This window comes from Dokdonia ponticola, from assembly GCF_042653865.1.
In the GTDB taxonomy this organism is placed as follows: Bacteria; Bacteroidota; Bacteroidia; order Flavobacteriales; family Flavobacteriaceae; genus Dokdonia; species Dokdonia ponticola.
In genome coordinates this window covers 350,048-367,533 of record NZ_JBHSFV010000002.1, presented here as the reverse complement: position 1 = coordinate 367,533, position 17,486 = coordinate 350,048, and the positions used below count along the sequence as shown (strand labels likewise).

Below are 17,486 nucleotides of genomic sequence, written 5' to 3'. Positions count from 1 at the left end.
ACTTTATAAAATTTACATTTGTAAACGCATCAATCAGGGGTATATATTCCATTTGTAAACACAATACTAAGTTATGAACCAAAGATATTATGGAAATAATCCATATAAACAATATTTAAAATATAATTATATTAAAATCAAATTATTATAAATTTTATATAAAGTGATAGTTTAAAATTAAAAATAAATAAAAGATAAAATTATTGTAACACAAACATCAAAGATTTACATTTGTAACGTATATATCCCAAACGGAAAGATTTACAATGGTAAACAACAGAAATTTTACGCAAAGACTAGAGAAAATTCTTAAAGAATACGAATTATCTGCAGCTACTTTTGCCGATAAAATTAAAGTAGGACGGGCTACGATTTCACATATTTTGTCAGGAAGAAATAAGCCGAGTTTAGATTTTGTGATGAAGGTGGTACATACATTTCCTCAAGTAGATTTGTATTGGTTGTTAGAAGGAAAAGGTGTCTTTCCAAAAATAGAAAATAGTCCGCCCTCCTCTTCTACAACTAATACCAAAACACAATCTCCCATCGCAACCGAACAAGCAAATGTGAATACCGAGACTACAAAAACAAGCCTAAATTCTTTAAAGGACCCTACTTCCAATAAAAAAATAAAACGAATTATTCTCTTCATGGAAGATGGCTCTTTTGAAAGTTACGAGATGCCATAGCACAAACATTTTGTATTTTTACACTATGGTGAAAAATATCTTATATCTACTTGTGATTATCATGGTCGTTTCCGCCTGTAAAACACCTCAAAGAGATTGCAACTCCTTTAAAACAGGAGAATTTAGCTATGAAGAGCTTATTGACGGAGAACTTGTTACCACACGGTTTACTCGTAACGATACGTTAGAAGTAGCCTACTTTAATGACAAGGTGGACTCCTCAAGTGTTAGATGGATTAATGATTGTGAATGGATTGTCAAGAAGATCAACCCTAAAAGCATGAGTGAGCAAAAAGCAGTCCATATGAAGATTCTGTTTACCGAGGGAGATCTATACACCTTTGAATACTCACTGGTTGGAAAAAATATAAAACAACGAGGAACCGCAAAAAAACTAAACTAATGTTCGATATATTTGCTACTACAGATGCTTGGGTCGCGTTACTTACACTTACATTCCTAGAGGTCATCTTAGGAATTGATAATATTATTTTTATTACCCTTGCTTCGGATAAACTCCCTGAAAAAAATCGCAAAAAAGCAACTAGTATAGGATTATTACTCGCTATGGGCATGCGTATCATCTTATTATTTGGGATCTCGTACCTCATAGCGTTAAGTGTTCCTTTTTGGCATATCAATAATTCATGGATAACTGTAGGCATCAGCTGGCAAGCAATCATCTTATTTGCCGGAGGAATTTTCCTTTTGTGGAAAAGTGTTCACGAAATCCATGAAAAAGTCGACGAAGCTGGTCTTGAAGAACAAGAAATAAAAGATAAGAGTTCTTCATCATTAACAAAAGCTATTGTACAAATCGCGGTGATTAATATTGTCTTCTCTTTTGATTCCATTCTCACTGCCGTAGGGATGACAAGCGGACTTTCCTCTAACCCAACCGATGCGCTCATCATTATGGTGATTGCGGTAGTCATTTCTATTGTTATTATGATGCTTTTTGCAAACCCAGTCGGTAGTTTTATAAATAAACACCCTTCTTTACAAATATTAGGACTTTCATTTCTGATCCTTATAGGGTTTATGCTTATTGCAGAAGCAGCCCATTTATCGCACCTTAATATCTTTGGATCCGAAATAGGAAGTATCCCTAAAGGATATCTTTATTTTACGATTGCATTCTCACTTCTTGTAGAGTTTCTTAATTTCCGATTTCGTAAAAAAGTAACCACAAGAAAATAAAAAGAACTACTTAAAAATAGCAAAACGACTATCATTGGATAGTCGTTTTTTTTATTCATACATTTTTTAAAATACCTAATTAATTCATTTTTAATGTTTTATTATTTATGGCACGCAACTTGTTATACAGAAAACGTGTTCGTCAATCAAACACATATTTACGAATCTAAAAACGACTATTATGAAAAAATTAGCTTTATTACTCGTCGGTTTATTGACCATAGGATCTACCACTTATGTTGCAGCAGAAACCACAAACACAGTTCGTCGTGGTTCTGTATACGATGGTAGCAAATATATTTTTGTAGAAAATGGCATTGAATTTTCAGTATTTCCAGATGGAGAATTTGATTTTTTCATTCCTCAATACACAGATGGTCTTGCCGTAAGTATTAATGCTGGACCTGTAGGGATAAGTTTTAATACTGGATTTGACTATGATCCGTATGTACAATACGATGATTATGGAGCAGTTATTCAAATAGAAAATACACCCTTATTTTACGATTATTACGGTCGTTTAATTCAAGCTGGAGATGTACGCATTAATTACAGAAATAACAGACTTGTACAAGTAGGAGGATTATTTATTCACTATAACAACTTTGGCGTATACTCACACTACACTGGATTCATCAATCCATTTAATAGGTATTATGTATACAATCCATATCACTCGTTTTTTTACAGACCTATTTTTAACAGATGTCTTGTATTTACAACGCCGTATAGAAGATTCTACACCCCGTTACGATACAGTTACGCATATCATAGAAATAATTATTACAGAGGATATGCAAATGGGTATCACAACTCAAGACGTGACTTTAGACGTCCTTCAAATGGGCGTGTTGCACACAACAATGGACGCCGTGATAACGTAGATCGCAATAACACTCGCTTTAGAAGCGCATCAACAACATCACGGACTAATTCAAGAGGGATTGCAAGTAGAAATGACAGAAATACATCTAGAGGTAATACAAGAGGTGTTGCATCTAGAAATGACAGAAACACATCAAAAGGAAATTCAAGAGGCGTTGCATCTAGAAATGATAGAAATACATCAAAAGGAAACTCAAGAGGCGTTGCATCTAGAAATGATAGAAATACATCAAAAGGAAACTCAAGAGGTGTTGCATCTAGAAATGACAGAAACACATCAAAAGGAAACTCAAGAGGCGTTGCATCTAGAAATGATAGAAATACATCAAAAGGAAACTCAAGAGGCGTTGCATCTAGAAATGATAGAAATACGTCTAAAGGAAACTCAAGAGGTGTTGCATCTAGAAATGATAGAAATACGTCTAAAGGAAACTCAAGAAGTGTAGCTCCTAGAAATACAAAAAGAACCAGTAGCGCTTCAAGGTCATCTTCTAGTAATCGTGCAAAGAGTTCAAGAACAACACGTCAAAGTGCACCTAAAGCAACACAACGTAGTTCTTCTAATAAAAGATCAAGTGCTGCTTCAAAAAGCACAAATAGAAGTAGTTCAAGCTCCTCAAAAGCAAGATCAACGTCAAGTAGATCACGTAGAGGATAAAAATATAGATTTTTGGTTGGTTAGTTTGGGAAGTCCCTTATTGCAAATAGCAATGGGGACTTCCCTTTTTTATATACTTTCCTTTATACGCTTTCGCGAAAGCAGTAAAAACCACACAACCATCGTTTTAAATAATGTATATCAAATTTAGACACATTACGTATCTTTAGGGTTCAAAACACAAATACTAACCATGAATAAATCAATCATCCTTATTGCCATTCTTATACTTTCTATCGCTTGCAAAGAAGGCACTACAGAGCAACCTGAAACAACAACACCAATGACCGAAGCAGACATACTTGCCAAAGCCAAAGAAATTCACAAAAATGTGATGACCTTAGATACCCACTGTGATATCAATGTCAAAAATTTTACAGACTCTATTAATTATACTCAAAAATTGACCTCGCAAGTCAATCTCCCTAAAATGCAAGAAGGCGGACTAGATGTGCCCTGGTTTATCGTATACACAGGGCAAGACTCTCTGAACGCTGATGGATATAAAGCTGCCTATGAAAACGCGATGTCAAAGTTTGACGCTATTCATAAACTCTGTGAAGAAATTGCACCAGATCAGATTCAACTAGCGACCAGCTCAGAAGAAGCAAGACAAATCTGGAAGTCTGGCAAAAAAGTAGCGATGATTGGTATCGAAAATGGATATCCCGTAGGGGAAGATATAGGTAATGTTGAGAAGTTTTACAATCTTGGCGGGCGGTATATGTCCTTAGCGCACAACGGACACAGCCAATTGAGTGATAGTAATACGGGAGAGGCAGATAATGTATGGCTTCATAATGGTCTAAGTGATTTAGGGAAAGAAGTAGTGGCAGAAATGAATCGTGTTGGAATGATGATCGATGTATCGCACCCAAGTAAAGAAGCGATGCGACAAATGATTGAGCTTACCGAAGCCCCTATTATCGCATCCCATTCTTCAGCACGTGCTTTGTGTGATCATAGCCGCAATCTAGACGATGAGCAATTACAATGGATGAAAGAAAATGGTGGTGTGGTGCAAACCGTTGCTTTTAAAAGTTACCTGAATACAGAAAAGAATGATGCCCGACAAGCCAAAGAAACGGAAGTTCTAAAAGTCATAGCAGATTCTATGGGGGTGCAATGGATGGAGCGAAGAGAAGCTTTTGCACTTCCTCCGGCAGAGAGAGCAGCCTTTTTTGAAGCCTATATGAAAATGCTCCCAATACAAAAACAAAAATTAGCCACAATGACAGACCTCCCTCCTGCTGTAAATGTGTCTGACTTTGTAGATCATATTGATTATTTGGTTGAAAAAATGGGCATAGAACACGTAGGCATCTCGTCAGATTTTGATGGTGGTGGAGGCATTGAAGGTTGGGAAGATGCTTCTGAGACTATGAATGTAACCATAGAACTCGTAAGACGTGGCTATACCGAAGAACAAATAGAAAAACTGTGGAGTGGTAACCTCTTGCGTGTTTTGGATGAAGTACAAGCTATCGCAAAAGAAATACAACAAGGATAATTCCACCTCGCTTTGACAGAAGAAGAAATAAAAAACAAGGAAAAACGTAAGAACGCTCCTCTTACTAAAGAGGAATATCTTACGTTTTTCTTTTTCCCTTATTTTGAAAAGTATACTGAAACAAATCAAATCAGTTTTACTAAAAACTTTAATGAATCAGAAGACAAACGTTTTATAAAACACGGATTTGATACTAAAATAAAACAAGCAAAAAGCGCAAGAATACTAGGGTTTATATTCTATGCAATCCTTTTATGTATAGCTATAATGCTGATAAAATACTTCAATTTAGTATAAGAACACGCTACATATCCCGTTCTGTGCAAATCTGATTGATCCGTAAACGCAGTTTGCGCTCATAATCTTCCTGAAGCCAATCTCTGTAATTTTGTGTGTTATTCATAATACTATACGAGTATTGACGTACCCGATATGCAATATCATCTTTTAATTTTCTAGCGAGAATACGAGCATCAAATACATCTTCGCTATTATCAACCACCATAAGCGCATGTTGCTCTACGGCGTTATCTAATGCTGTTTTTGCTTTTTTACCTTCTGCAACAACTTTCTTGTATTCTTTTTTGATGTCAAAATAGACTTTATCCGTATTTGCAAATTCTTTTCGCAAATCGGGAGGCATCACATAAGAAAAGTTTCGTTCGATCTCTTCATCTCCTATGAGATTTTCTAGATAGAAATCAGGAAATTTAAAAATCTCTTTCCAATCAATAGGCGCTTCCCAAAGACCAAAACGAGCTGCATTGTTTCCTAAGTCAAGAACTTTAAAATTCTTTTTATTAGGTAAAATTCGAGACCCTCGACCAATCATTTGAAAGTATAAGGTCAATGATTTTGTCGCCCTGTTTAAAATAATGGTATCTACTGTAGGTTCATCAAAACCAGTCGTTAAGATACTTACAGAGGTCAAGATCGCGTCTGGTGTATGCTTAAACCACTTTAAAATCTCTTTACGCTCTTTGGCACTATTGGTATTATCTAAATGTCTTATCGCGTATCCAGCTTCCAAAAATGTTTCTTGAACATATCGAGAGGTATTGATCCCATTGTTAAAAATAAGGGTCTTCTTCCCTTTTGATTGATCCTCATAGGCTGCCAACAATTTTTCTTGCATGGATGCATCTGTATACAGGATATCAGAAGATTTAACGGTGTAGTCACCATTGATTCCTAACTTCAAGGAAGACAAGCCTACGTTATAAGAGATCGTCTCTGCCTTTGCAAGAAACCCTCTTTCAATAAGCGAAGGGATACTTTCACCAATTAAAAGCTCATCATAGTTATCCTTCATAGGTAACTTGATGTTAGAACTTAAAGGTGTTGCCGTAACCCCAAGGATAAAAGATTTATGAAAGTAGCTAAAAAGCTTTCTAAACGAGTTATAATGTGCTTCATCTATAATAACAAGACCTACATCATCAAAACTTATTTGTTCTTCTTGCAATCTATTGGTTAGTGTTTCTACCATAGCCACGTAACACATATAGTTCTTGGCTCCTTCTAGCGTCTTCACGTCACTTGAAATGACCATATTGGGCACTTTAAATTCCGAGAGCATGCGTGATGTTTGTACGGAGAGTTCTATACGGTGTGTAAGGATAACTACTTTTTTGTTTTTCCTTTCAATGTATCTTCTAACGATTTCAGAAAAAATAACCGTCTTTCCTCCTCCCGTAGGAAGCTGGTATAAAAGGTTATAATCTTCCTGACAACGATCCATGCAGTCAAAAACGGCGTCGAGATCTTTTAGTTGATAATCGTATAATTCTTTTTCTGTTTTTTTATTTTCTTGTAAAATCTGACTCAAAAATGCAGTTCTTTTTAGTGATTAGAATGGAATCTTGCAAAACTAAGTGATTTTTATGCTTTCGCGAAAGCATAACTCATAAATCTCACTATGGCTATCAACAATTAATCAACAAAATCGTTAGCCACCTCTTCAAAAAGGTCTGTATTTGTCCAGTTTTGAGATTCTGATTGCTCAATAATCCCTTCTAATCTACTACCAAAATCTTCTTTGAGCTGATGATAACTCAAATATTGAAGCGCTTCTTTGAAGGAATTGAGCATACTCTTATAAAAAGTTTCTGGCATATAAGGTAGTGAAGCGCTAAAGGTCTGAGCAATTTCAATGTTAAATAACATCAAATCGCCTAGTAATTTCGGGTCGACACCTAATAGTTTGTATTGCTTAATAAACTTTTGAGCTACAGACCGTCTTTTTCGGGCTCTTTTTCGTTTGGTGGGGAAATATTCGTTGCTAATTTTAATTTTTGCAGCTTCAATAAGTGCCTCTTCTTTTGGATTAAATACAAAATCGTAAAACGTCTTTACTTCAGGGATTCGATCATATAAATCTATAAGCTGCTCTTTAAGGGCATTTTGATCTAACGCTTCTAAGTATTTTTTTAACGCACGCTTACTCATAATCTTTTTTTAAAATACAAACGAATTTATACTAAATTTTAGTGGCAAAAAGCATTACAAAAACTTAAATTTGCAAAGCACAAAATACAAAAATCTACATACCATATGAAAACACTTCAAAATCCTAAAGCTATAAAACTTATTCACAAACTCATCGAAGATGTTTCTCAAAATGGAATTATTATAAACACGGTAGTTGATGATCTAAGAGCGTTACGCCCATTCACCATTCAAGAAGAGCTTCCGCTATTGGCTAAAGCGACACGTCTTTCTGCCGAGCATATCGAAGAAAACGAAACTTTTGCCATTCCCATTCCACAAGACGAGCCCATTGAAGGTGAAGAAATAGAAGTTATTGAAAGTAATCCTAATGAAAGTTTTCATTATTTCCTGTGTCTGATACGCGATATTGATAAAAAAGTAAACGAAGAAGAATTAAGGGAATACGTAAAAGCACTCAACGAGTACTAGTAGCTATTTTAAATATACTAAAAGTCCCATGATCCGTTTAGATCATGGGACTTTTTATATGGTATTATTTTCTGTTATGAACTCGCTTATCTTAAGAGCTGCTTGTTTTACTCGGTCTTACCTCTATTTTACTAGGTAATGTCCTCGGGTTCATATGTAATAAGTCAAGCACCATTTGTCCAATATCTTCTGGTTGGATGCGCCAATCTTTTCCGTCTTCAGGGGAGCGACCTCCAAAATGACTACTCACCGACCCAGGCATAATCGTGGTGACTTTTACATCGTCGTTACGTACATCAAGCATCAAAGCTTGTGTAAAACCTGTTAGACCGAATTTACTCGCATTATAAGCGGTTCCTTTGGCAAAGAAATTTGTCCCTGCGAGACTAGAGATGGTGATGATATAGCCTTTAGCTTTCTTAATAGCCGCTAGACTTGCTTTCACAGAGTGAAAAACTCCCGTAAGATTCACCCCTATCGTTTCTTTCCACTGATCGATGGTTAATTCACTAATGGGTGCAAAATGCCCTACACCTGCATTGGCAATCAACACATCCAGTTGTCCGTAGGTTTTGATTGTTTCCTTGACGACAGCTTCCATAGCTGCATAATCACGTACATCTGCAGCGAGTGGTAACACCTTTCCTCCCTCATGGGTAAGTTCATATGCCGCTTTATACGTCTGATCTTTATCACGTCCTGTAATAACGATTCGCATTCCTGCTTTTAGGAGTTGTTCTGCAATTCCGTACCCAATACCCTTAGTACCGCCCGTAATTAGCGCTACTTTTCCATTAAGTTGATTCATTGTATCTCGTTTTGAGTAAAGTTACAAACGCTTTCGCGAAAGCGTATAAAGAATCTTTAAAATTTAACTTTATAAGTAACTAACAATAGATTGTCTAATCCCCACCTCGATAGTATCTTTGCAAAAACTAGAAAATAATGCTCAAATCATTCCGTATTTTAAGTCTATTAGAAGGGATTTCTTTTTTATTGATCCTATTTATTACCATGCCGCTCAAATACATTTGGGATAATGGCATGCCTAATAAAGTAATCGGAATGGCGCATGGATTCCTTTTTCTAGGATATATTGTGATGGCAATTCTGATGAAGCCAGAACGAAAATGGGACAACAAAACGCTAGCCATTGTATTAGCTTGTTCTGTTATCCCATTTGGAACATTTTGGATGGATAAAAAATACCTAAGAGATTAAATCCAAGGTATCGCTCTTACTTAAAAAACGGAATACTAATATAATAATTAGGCGTTTCTCCATTGCTTGCTTTTACTGCATTAACGATAGGTAATACAAACGCAAGTACACAAAGAGTGATAAGTCCTATAATGCCTAATCCGAGAAGGAGTATGGCAGGAATACACAATAGTGCATATATAAAGAGGCTTATTTGAAAGTTTAGAATCGATTTTCCGTGCTCATCCATACCGATCACTCTGTCTTTGTTGGTGATCCATAATATAAGAGGTACAATAAACCCTCCAAATCCTGTGACATAATCTAATAGTTGTGACAAGTGCGTTAGGACGAGTAATTGCCTGTCTTCCCTAAGTGCTGTTTCTTGATGTACGATTTCCATGTGTTGATTGATTTATGATTGATTTACAATATATATGTATCGCTTTTCTCTAAAATGTTACACGATTATGTAATTTTGCAGGAATGAACACACAAGACACTATTGTTGCATTGGCAAGTCCGGCTGGTGCTGGAGCTATTGCCGTAATACGCGTATCTGGACCTGATGCGATCGCTATCTGTACACCTTTATTTAGATCCAAACGAGGCAAAGATTTATCCAAGCAGAAGACACATACTATTCATTTAGGCCATATTGTAGATGGACAACGTGTACTAGATGAGGTGTTGGTTTCTTTATTTAAAGGAAGCAACTCTTATACAGGAGAACCTACGGTTGAGATTTCGTGTCATGGCTCTAGCTACATTCAGCAAGAGATTATACAATTATTATTACGCCAAGGATGTCGTGCTGCACAAGCGGGAGAATTTACCTTACGTTCGTTTATTAATGGAAAAATGGATCTTTCTCAAGCCGAAGCGGTGGCTGATCTTATTGCGAGTGATAATGAAGCAAGTCATCAGATCGCCATGCAACAAATGCGTGGTGGTTTTTCTAATGAGATTGCACAATTACGTCAGGAATTACTCAATTTTGCATCGCTTATCGAACTCGAACTTGATTTTTCTGAAGAAGATGTCGAGTTTGCCGATCGTACGCAATTTAAAGAATTGATTGCTCGTATCACCAAAGTCCTGAAACGCCTCATTGATTCTTTTGCCACAGGAAATGTGATTAAAAACGGAATCCCTGTAGCGATTGTTGGCGAACCCAATGTAGGGAAGTCTACCCTACTCAATGCTTTATTAAACGAAGAGCGTGCGATTGTTTCTGATATTGCCGGTACCACAAGGGATACGATAGAAGATGAGTTGAGTATCGGTGGGATTGGCTTTCGATTTATTGATACCGCAGGAATTAGAGAAACGATAGACGTAATTGAAGGGTTAGGGATCCAGAAAACCTTTGAAAAAATTGGTCAAGCACAAGTGGTGGTCTATTTATTTGATGCTTCCCTGTCTACCCAGGCATCTCTCCCAGAGGGAGAGAAATATAAATCGATTGTAATCGAGATTGAGAAAATAAAGAATCAGTTTCCGCTGAAGCCACTCCTAATTGTAGCCAATAAAGTAGATCAGCTCAATAAATCAGAAATTGCTAGCTTACAAAGGGCAATTCCCAACCTTCATCTACTCTCTGCCAAGCAAAAAGAAGGAGTGGATGCGCTTAAAGCGAAATTATTAGATTTCGTAAACACCGGTGTATTACGTAATAATGAGACCATTGTCACGAACTCTCGCCATTATGATGCGCTCCTAAAAGCCCTCGAAGAAATCGAAAAAGTACACTATGGCCTCGATACTGATCTATCTGGAGATTTGATGGCCATTGATATCCGTCAGGCCCTGTATCACTTTGGAGAAATCACAGGACAAGTGACTAATGATGAGTTGTTGGGGAATATTTTTGCTAATTTTTGTATTGGGAAGTAGATTTTCTATAGATTATTCCTATTTAATAACCTTATAAAATTACCTTTATTTTACTGAATTAAATAATTTTTAACCGTATTGATTTTCAAATAATTATTATAATTTTACTTTTTATAAATATATTTTATGTTTCCAACTAGACTCCTCATTATTAGACTATATGTACTCTTATTACTTTTTTTTTCTATTTCTAGTATAAGCTACGCTCAATGGGAAACTTTGAATACAGGTCTAACAGATAATTTTGCTGGTGTTGTTTTTATAGGTAATGTAGGTGTGATTTCAAGTGAAAATGGGATTTATTATACGCTAAATGGCGGTGATAATCCAGATGATTGGACACGTTATGAAATCACAGATAACGAAGAACTTGCTACTCTTTACAATACAACAAACTTCATAAAATGTATTGCAAAAACGAATATCAATGGTGATAATTTTGGTATAAATATTATAGGAAATAATCCTATTACTCAGCGTGCCATATTAATGCGAATTTCTTTTCCTTCATTAGAATATACAATTCTCGAATTAGATATTGAAAATAGTTCTTTTAATGATGTTGATTATTCCAAATTTACTAATAGATTTTATGCTGTGGGTGATAATAGTCTTATCATACGTTTTGGAGTTGGAGATCCAATTACTGAATATCAAATTGTTAATGCAAATGAAATCGGAGATTTCAAATCAATAAGTTTTAGTTCATTAACTCCTAACGGAAAAATAGGCGCTGTAGGATCTTACTTTTTTTTCGGAACAATCCCTGATTTTTTGCAAAAATTGGAGACCCCAAATGTAACACATAATACCATCATACATCGTAATAATACTAGTATGTACTCTTTAAATGACACATATACAAGATACGATTATTCACAGTCTACAGAAGTTACTCATTATAATTATGGTCCTATAAATGGACAAACTATTGTAAACAAAAACAACCGTCACGTGATAGGTACTGATCATGGTATATTTCTTTCTAATACTGAAAAAACACTATTAGAATGGCAACCTAGTTCACAAACTTATAGCATCAATTCAATATGGACAGAACTAAACTCTAACGATCCTGTATATGCATGTGGTAATAATGGTCTCCTTTTAAGAAATTACAGTGTTACCAGTGAAGCAAAACCCTACGTAGCTGTTGATCTTCAAGGGGCATGTTTTATTAGTGCTACTAGTGATATCGAAATAGAAGCTATCATAGGAAGTTCAGATAACTGTAGTTGGTCTATAAATGGTACAGAAGTTAGTACTTCTTGTGGAAACCTTGAATATACTTTTGATACGCCAGGAATGTATGAGGTTGAGCTTTCTGTAGATTATAATAATTTAAATACAACTGTAACTGGAAACATAAGTATTTTAGAAACCCCAGAAATAGATAAACCTATAACTATAGTAGATGAAATACTTTGCCTTGAAGAACCCATAGAAATTATTATAAACAATACACAAGAGGGTGTGTTTTATACCCTGCACGAAGAGACTACAAATGCTTTAATTGGACAAAGCCCTGAAGGCAATGGAGGGCCAGTAACATTAATATCACAACCCATTAATCTAACTGGAGATTTTTATTTGAGATCACAACATGTTCTAGCGCCATCTTGTCAAGCATATTTTACTGAAACTTTTAATGTCATTGTTGAGCAAACAAACGCAGACTTTCATGTGGATCTCATTAATGCATCTATTAATGAGAATGTAAACTATTATGAAACCGCTTTTCAAACTAGTTTTTATGAGTGGGATTTTGAAGGCCCTGCTTTAATACCTTCAAGTACTGAAGCAAATCCATCAAATAGTTATACTGCAGAAGGAATATTCTCCGTAACATTAACTGCCAATTCTGAAAATTTTTGCGAACATTCTACTATGCTAAATAGTCCAAATATATACGAAGAACCTTCAGATGAGCAATTGTGTTGGACATATGATAATCAAAGTGATAATCCTAGTTGGAATGGGAATTACACACCAGATATTTCGCATATAAGAGAAATATCTGATGGATACCTTACTGGAGGATATTATAGAAATGAAGTTTTTGGAAGTAATCACGGACTATCACTCGAAAGTGATATTGTACAAGGAGGATACTTAACCAAACACGATTATAAAGGAACTCTAAAATGGATTGTATATTCTGCTAATCCTTCTTCTGGTTCACGTCCTTGGGTTACATCATCTGTAGAAGATCATGATGGTAATATTTATCTTGGAATGGAATACGAAAGTTTTAATGGAGGCTTTTATGACAATGCAGGTAATTTCATTTCTGGTAATGATTTAGATAATGGGGGTGCCATTATTAAATTAGATGCTAGAGGGAAATTAATCTGGCACATGGCTATACGTACTTTTCTTCCTACTGGTCTAGAAATAGATACTGATAATAATTTATTGATTAGAGGTCATTATGATATCTATAATGATAGCCAACACACCGTTTATCTTAATAATGAAGTTGTGGGAGAGGTAGGCGAAATTATTTTCCCAGACGCTAGTCTTAGGTATTGTAATGCAATTATCAAAACGTCTAGTGACGGTGACATAGAGTGGGATATAGAAATTTTTTCTACTTCAGGTACTTTTGGAACTTTTGCCCAAACCAGAAGAATGGGTATTGATCAATTTAATAATTATTATGTCCAAGGCACCTATAGAAATCATATGTACATCTATCATAAAGGATCGGAACAGCCTACAATTCTTGATTATCATGAGTATGACCCAGGAGGAAGTAATTATAATCACCTTTTCAAACTTGATACAAATGGGGCTTTAGATTGGGTAACTCGTAGTTATACCATAATAAATGGAGATTATCATAATGCATGGGCAAATGATATAATTACAGATCCAGATGGTAACACGTATTTAACAGGATATAACAATAATAATATTAGCTCTTTCAATCAAACACATTACGTTGAGCAAGCAGATGGGTCATTATTTTCTTCGACAAATGCTAAATCAATGTTTGTAAATAAGATAAGCTCTAATGGATTTTCTGAATGGATTGTGGGTAGTGATATTAGTACTTCTTCTGTTCCAGCTTCTGGATTTAAGATCGATATTGATGATGATGAAAATATTTATGTAGCCGGAAGAGTAAATTTTACTCAAAATAGTGATACAGATATCACGTTTAATTCCAATACAGAAGGTTCTATCACTGCTACAATTAACAATTTAGATTTATTTGTGAATACCTATCGAAGTAATGGAGAATTAAGGGAACTTGCTATTTTTGATAGTGTATTAGAAGAGCGCCTTGTTGGAGGATATAAAGGTTTTTTTAGAGGGAATAATAATAATTACTACTGGAGTACAAATTATGGCTTTTCATCAGAGGCAAATGGTCGTGTTAATCATCTTAATGAAAGCTGTGCAACGATACTTCAAAACACATCCCTATCAATAGAAGAAATTACAAACTTAGCATCAATTTCTATAAGTCCAAACCCTACAAAAAATCGTGTACTAATAGAAGCCGATGTTAATAATACTATTCAAGAGATAGAGGTTTACAATACACTCGGACAGCAAGTCGCTATTAAAAAATACCCTACACTAAAAAGTGTATCTCAAGAAATATCTGAAGCCCCAGGCATATATTTCTTTAAAATTACAATGGGAGATGGAAATATAGTTTTGAAGAAGGTTATTAAAATAAATTAACCTAAACACTACGATCCCCTTCTAAAAGCCCTCGAAGAAATCGAAAAAGTACAGTATGGACTTGATCCTGATCTTTCTGGAGATCTCATGGCCATTGATATCCGTCAAGCCTTGTATCACTTTGGAGAAATTACAGGACAAGTGACTAATGATGAGTTGTTGGGGAATATTTTTGCTAATTTTTGTATCGGGAAGTAGTACACTCAAAAATACTAAACTAAAATAATATAATATACACTTAATCAGATTACTGTGTTTTTATTCAGTATTCAAGGTTGACTATTTTTTGTTAAATTTTAGTATTTTTTGTACCTATTTTGTACCTCATTTTCATTTTTAATATTACTTTTGTTTTTAAGGGGAAATTATTGAACTTAACAACACTTAATCGACCTTATTTCTATCTAATAGTACTTATTAGGGTGAAAATTATTGAAAAATGAGTTCTAATATTAGAGTTAGGAGGGTTTGTGAAAATTGTAATAATCCATTTATTGCAAAGACAACAGTGACTCGTTTTTGTGGCGAAAAGTGTGCTAAAAATGCTTACAAGAAAAGAATTCGTGTAAAAAAGGTGAAAAAGTCGAATGCTCAAACATTCAAAATTCAGTTTGAACCTTTAGAGATTATACAAGCAAGAGAGTATTTGACCGTTAAAGAAGCAGCTACACTACTAAGTATTTCTAAAGAATCTGTTTACAGACTAATTAAAATTGGCGAACTTAAAGCTTCAAACCTTTCTCAACGATTAACACGAATTAAAAAGTCTGAGATTGAAAAACTCCTCACTTAATTCTATAAATATATAATTATGGCAAATGTGACTGTGCGCAAAAAGAAACTAGCAAATAACAAGCTAAGTCTTTACCTAGACTATTCATCACCTATTATAAGTCCGAAAACAGGAAAGCCAACAAGACGTGAATTTTTGAAGTTACAGATTTTTGCAGAACCAAAAGACATTACTGAAAAAACCCATAATAGAAAGACGATTGAGTTTGCTGAAATCATTAGAGCCAAACGTCTGTTACAATGGAGAGACAAAGAATTTGGTTTGAAAGAAAACGTACACTTAAATGTTAGTTTTGTAACTTTTTACGATACTATAGTTGAAGAAAGACTAAACATAGGTAGTTATTCAAATTATCTAGCGTGGAGGGCATCCTTAAATTATTTTAAAACGTTTATCCAGGGAGATATTCAAACGAATCAATTAAATGAAAATCATGTTAGGCAATATCGCATCTTTTTGCTAACCACAAACAATCTTAGGGTCAAGGCTAAACAGAAGTTGTCAATTAACACAGCTTCCTCCTATTACAAACACTTTATTGCAGTTTTAAAAAAGGCACACATGAGAAACTTATTGCCAAAGGACTTATCTGAAAAAGCAGAATACATTAAAGAAGAACAAACGCATCGAGAGTATCTTACAGAAGCAGAACTAGGCCTCTTATGGAAAACTGAAATTAAAATTGAAAAAGTAAAGCATCTAGCATTTTTTGCGGCACTAACAGGCTTGCGTTTTTCTGATATTATAAATTTGAATTGGGAGAATATTTTTAACGATAAACATCAAGGCTATTACATAAAATTGAGGGAACAAAAAACAAGTAATATTAACAACCATCCAATATCAAATACCGCTTATAAGCTACTTGAAATACAAGGCACCACTAAAGGACAGGTTTTTGTAAATATAAAATACACCCAAGTAACAAGACCTTTAAAAGATTGGATTGAGCGTTCTGGTATTAACAAGAAAATCTCATTTCATAATTTCCGTCATAGTTATGCTACATTGCAGCTTGCCAACGGTACTGATATTTACACAGTATCAAAACTACTCGGTCATAAAAATGTATCTACAACTCAAATTTATACTAAGGTTATGGATAAAAATAAAATTGAAGCTGCTAATCGAATTAACTTAGATTTAGATGGATTACTATAAAATATACAAAGATCAATATGATCGTAGTTTGGAAACAATATTAAATGATACTATTGAAAAGCTCAAACTAGCTAAATCTAACAAAGCTAATTTTAATACAGAGTTTAATGCTATTAAAAAAGAGTTATCAGAGAAGCCTAAAGAAATTCACAGCCAATTTAAAAATGATGATTTACTTGAATGTTCAGAACTATTTTCTAAAAGATACAGCCTAATCGATGAGGCAGAGCCAGAAGATGAGAAAATATCTATTGTGTTAAATAATCAGGTATTAAAAGAATACAAAAAACGAAGCAATTCTGATTATGATTATGATGAGTTTATAATAAAACTAGCTAAGCTAGACGCTACTAATAAAATTAACAGTCATTTTTCCATGGATCGGAATTATTTTGAATTAATTTATTTCACAGGAAAATACCACTATTTAAATGATAACTATTTTGATAAAGAAAGATCTCAAATTTCAAAAGAAATTGCTAAAATGAATGATATTAAATACCCTAAAGAAATAGAAAAAATAAACCCAAAACCTAGTCAATCTAATTTTCAAGATGATATACTACTAGAAAAAGATAAATTTTTAATCCTACACACTTTAATATCTCTTATTAAAAGTAAAAAGATGTCCACCATAGAGATTGCCAGAGTTTTGGTTCTTACCAATATTAAAAAATCAAAATTACTATCAGAAAAATATAGAAATGTAGAGGGCTATAAAATTTTATCCAACGGTATAGATGCCGTAGATAGTTATAAAAATAAAAAGGAATGGATTTTAAGTGTATTAAGTAAACTAGAACCCTATAAATTGAAGGAAATAAAAGCAAAATTAAGATTATTATTAAAAAATCTTAATGAAAAATAAAAGTAATTTAA

General features: G+C 34.4%; 17 protein-coding genes and 1 pseudogene. 14 read left to right on the top strand and 4 right to left on the bottom strand.

All coding sequences use genetic code 11. The annotated features are described in order from the left end of the window. Window positions 1–266 precede the first annotated feature (266 nt). The 6 genes from ACFO3O_RS05635 to ACFO3O_RS05610 all read left to right on the top strand — a co-directional run bounded on the left by ACFO3O_RS05635 (window position 267) and on the right by ACFO3O_RS05610 (window position 5,239). Window positions 267–689: a helix-turn-helix domain-containing protein gene (locus tag ACFO3O_RS05635; protein ID WP_379977577.1), complete on the top strand. Its 423-nt coding sequence runs from the start codon at window positions 267–269 to the stop codon at window positions 687–689. A gap of 25 nt (window positions 690–714) precedes the next feature. Beyond that, window positions 715–1,092 (top strand): DNA topoisomerase IV, encoded by a 378-nt coding sequence (locus ACFO3O_RS05630; protein WP_379977576.1) that lies wholly within the window; start codon window positions 715–717, stop codon window positions 1,090–1,092. After that, entirely contained in the window at window positions 1,092–1,889 is a 798-nt protein-coding gene (locus tag ACFO3O_RS05625) for a TerC family protein (protein WP_379977575.1), read from the top strand. Before ACFO3O_RS05630 ends, ACFO3O_RS05625 begins: the two co-directional genes overlap by 1 nt. A gap of 181 nt (window positions 1,890–2,070) precedes the next feature. After that, entirely contained in the window at window positions 2,071–3,432 is a 1,362-nt protein-coding gene (locus ACFO3O_RS05620) for a hypothetical protein (RefSeq protein WP_379977574.1), read from the top strand. A 193-nt stretch (window positions 3,433–3,625) separates the two neighbouring features. Further along, on the top strand, window positions 3,626–4,942 hold the full coding sequence (locus tag ACFO3O_RS05615) for a dipeptidase (protein WP_379977573.1): 1,317 nt from the start codon (window positions 3,626–3,628) through the stop codon (window positions 4,940–4,942). A 12-nt stretch (window positions 4,943–4,954) separates the two neighbouring features. After that, window positions 4,955–5,239 (top strand): hypothetical protein, encoded by a 285-nt coding sequence (locus ACFO3O_RS05610; protein ID WP_379977571.1) that lies wholly within the window; start codon window positions 4,955–4,957, stop codon window positions 5,237–5,239. A 7-nt stretch (window positions 5,240–5,246) separates the two neighbouring features. Here the strand turns inward: ACFO3O_RS05610 and ACFO3O_RS05605 are convergent, their stop codons facing one another. After that, entirely contained in the window at window positions 5,247–6,770 is a 1,524-nt protein-coding gene (locus ACFO3O_RS05605) for a DEAD/DEAH box helicase (protein WP_379977570.1), read from the bottom strand. A 104-nt stretch (window positions 6,771–6,874) separates the two neighbouring features. Beyond that, on the bottom strand, window positions 6,875–7,390 hold the full coding sequence (locus tag ACFO3O_RS05600) for a DUF6155 family protein (protein WP_379977569.1): 516 nt from the start codon (window positions 7,388–7,390) through the stop codon (window positions 6,875–6,877). Between the two features lie 105 nt (window positions 7,391–7,495). Here ACFO3O_RS05600 and ACFO3O_RS05595 point away from each other — a divergent pair, with 105 nt between their 5' ends. Further along, window positions 7,496–7,861 carry a hypothetical protein gene (locus ACFO3O_RS05595; protein ID WP_379977568.1) on the top strand — a complete coding sequence of 122 codons (366 nt, stop codon included), beginning with the start codon at window positions 7,496–7,498 and terminating at the stop codon, window positions 7,859–7,861. A gap of 91 nt (window positions 7,862–7,952) precedes the next feature. Here ACFO3O_RS05595 and ACFO3O_RS05590 read toward each other — a convergent pair whose 3' ends face one another. Next, a complete protein-coding gene (locus ACFO3O_RS05590; RefSeq protein WP_379977567.1) occupies window positions 7,953–8,669 on the bottom strand; it encodes an SDR family oxidoreductase in 717 nt (238 codons plus the stop codon). Window positions 8,670–8,806: 137 nt separating this feature from the next. On the opposite strand from ACFO3O_RS05590, the gene ACFO3O_RS05585 reads away from it, so the two are divergent. Continuing rightward, window positions 8,807–9,082 (top strand): DUF3817 domain-containing protein, encoded by a 276-nt coding sequence (locus ACFO3O_RS05585; protein ID WP_379977566.1) that lies wholly within the window; start codon window positions 8,807–8,809, stop codon window positions 9,080–9,082. 16 nt (window positions 9,083–9,098) lie between these two features. Here ACFO3O_RS05585 and ACFO3O_RS05580 read toward each other — a convergent pair whose 3' ends face one another. Next, a complete protein-coding gene (locus tag ACFO3O_RS05580) occupies window positions 9,099–9,464 on the bottom strand; it encodes a DUF4870 domain-containing protein (protein WP_379977565.1) in 366 nt (121 codons plus the stop codon). Between the two features lie 83 nt (window positions 9,465–9,547). Here ACFO3O_RS05580 and mnmE point away from each other — a divergent pair, with 83 nt between their 5' ends. The 6 genes and pseudogenes from mnmE to ACFO3O_RS05550 all read left to right on the top strand — a co-directional run bounded on the left by mnmE (window position 9,548) and on the right by ACFO3O_RS05550 (window position 17,475). Beyond that, complete coding sequence (gene mnmE, locus ACFO3O_RS05575; protein WP_379977564.1) at window positions 9,548–10,957, top strand: tRNA uridine-5-carboxymethylaminomethyl(34) synthesis GTPase MnmE; 1,410 nt, start codon at window positions 9,548–9,550, stop codon at window positions 10,955–10,957. A gap of 219 nt (window positions 10,958–11,176) precedes the next feature. Continuing rightward, window positions 11,177–14,653, top strand: coding sequence for a T9SS type A sorting domain-containing protein (locus ACFO3O_RS05570; protein ID WP_379977563.1), 3,477 nt, complete (start codon window positions 11,177–11,179; stop codon window positions 14,651–14,653). A 3-nt stretch (window positions 14,654–14,656) separates the two neighbouring features. Beyond that, window positions 14,657–14,851, top strand: a pseudogene (locus ACFO3O_RS05565) (tRNA uridine-5-carboxymethylaminomethyl(34) synthesis GTPase MnmE); the annotation flags it as partial. A gap of 241 nt (window positions 14,852–15,092) precedes the next feature. Continuing rightward, window positions 15,093–15,446: a helix-turn-helix domain-containing protein gene (locus tag ACFO3O_RS05560; protein ID WP_379977562.1), complete on the top strand. Its 354-nt coding sequence runs from the start codon at window positions 15,093–15,095 to the stop codon at window positions 15,444–15,446. Between the two features lie 18 nt (window positions 15,447–15,464). Beyond that, window positions 15,465–16,607 (top strand): tyrosine-type recombinase/integrase, encoded by a 1,143-nt coding sequence (locus ACFO3O_RS05555; RefSeq protein ID WP_379977561.1) that lies wholly within the window; start codon window positions 15,465–15,467, stop codon window positions 16,605–16,607. Then, a complete protein-coding gene (locus ACFO3O_RS05550) occupies window positions 16,594–17,475 on the top strand; it encodes a hypothetical protein (protein ID WP_379977560.1) in 882 nt (293 codons plus the stop codon). The genes ACFO3O_RS05555 and ACFO3O_RS05550 overlap by 14 nt, the downstream gene beginning before the upstream one ends. Window positions 17,476–17,486: the final 11 nt, after the last annotated feature.

Bases quoted from the DNA above. Each gene is read 5' to 3' on its own strand.
- ACFO3O_RS05555 (WP_379977561.1), top strand. From the start codon at position 15,465: ATGGCAAATGTGACTGTGCGCAAAAAGAAACTAGCAAATAACAAGCTA.
- ACFO3O_RS05595 (WP_379977568.1), top strand. From the start codon at position 7,496: ATGAAAACACTTCAAAATCCTAAAGCTATAAAACTTATTCACAAACTC.
- ACFO3O_RS05600 (WP_379977569.1), bottom strand. From the start codon at position 7,390: ATGAGTAAGCGTGCGTTAAAAAAATACTTAGAAGCGTTAGATCAAAAT.
- mnmE (WP_379977564.1), top strand. From the start codon at position 9,548: ATGAACACACAAGACACTATTGTTGCATTGGCAAGTCCGGCTGGTGCT.
- ACFO3O_RS05580 (WP_379977565.1), bottom strand. From the start codon at position 9,464: ATGGAAATCGTACATCAAGAAACAGCACTTAGGGAAGACAGGCAATTA.
- ACFO3O_RS05625 (WP_379977575.1), top strand. From the start codon at position 1,092: ATGTTCGATATATTTGCTACTACAGATGCTTGGGTCGCGTTACTTACA.
- ACFO3O_RS05550 (WP_379977560.1), top strand. From the start codon at position 16,594: ATGGATTACTATAAAATATACAAAGATCAATATGATCGTAGTTTGGAA.
- ACFO3O_RS05620 (WP_379977574.1), top strand. From the start codon at position 2,071: ATGAAAAAATTAGCTTTATTACTCGTCGGTTTATTGACCATAGGATCT.
- ACFO3O_RS05630 (WP_379977576.1), top strand. From the start codon at position 715: ATGGTGAAAAATATCTTATATCTACTTGTGATTATCATGGTCGTTTCC.
- ACFO3O_RS05585 (WP_379977566.1), top strand. From the start codon at position 8,807: ATGCTCAAATCATTCCGTATTTTAAGTCTATTAGAAGGGATTTCTTTT.
- ACFO3O_RS05615 (WP_379977573.1), top strand. From the start codon at position 3,626: ATGAATAAATCAATCATCCTTATTGCCATTCTTATACTTTCTATCGCT.
- ACFO3O_RS05560 (WP_379977562.1), top strand. From the start codon at position 15,093: ATGAGTTCTAATATTAGAGTTAGGAGGGTTTGTGAAAATTGTAATAAT.
- ACFO3O_RS05590 (WP_379977567.1), bottom strand. From the start codon at position 8,669: ATGAATCAACTTAATGGAAAAGTAGCGCTAATTACGGGCGGTACTAAG.
- ACFO3O_RS05635 (WP_379977577.1), top strand. From the start codon at position 267: ATGGTAAACAACAGAAATTTTACGCAAAGACTAGAGAAAATTCTTAAA.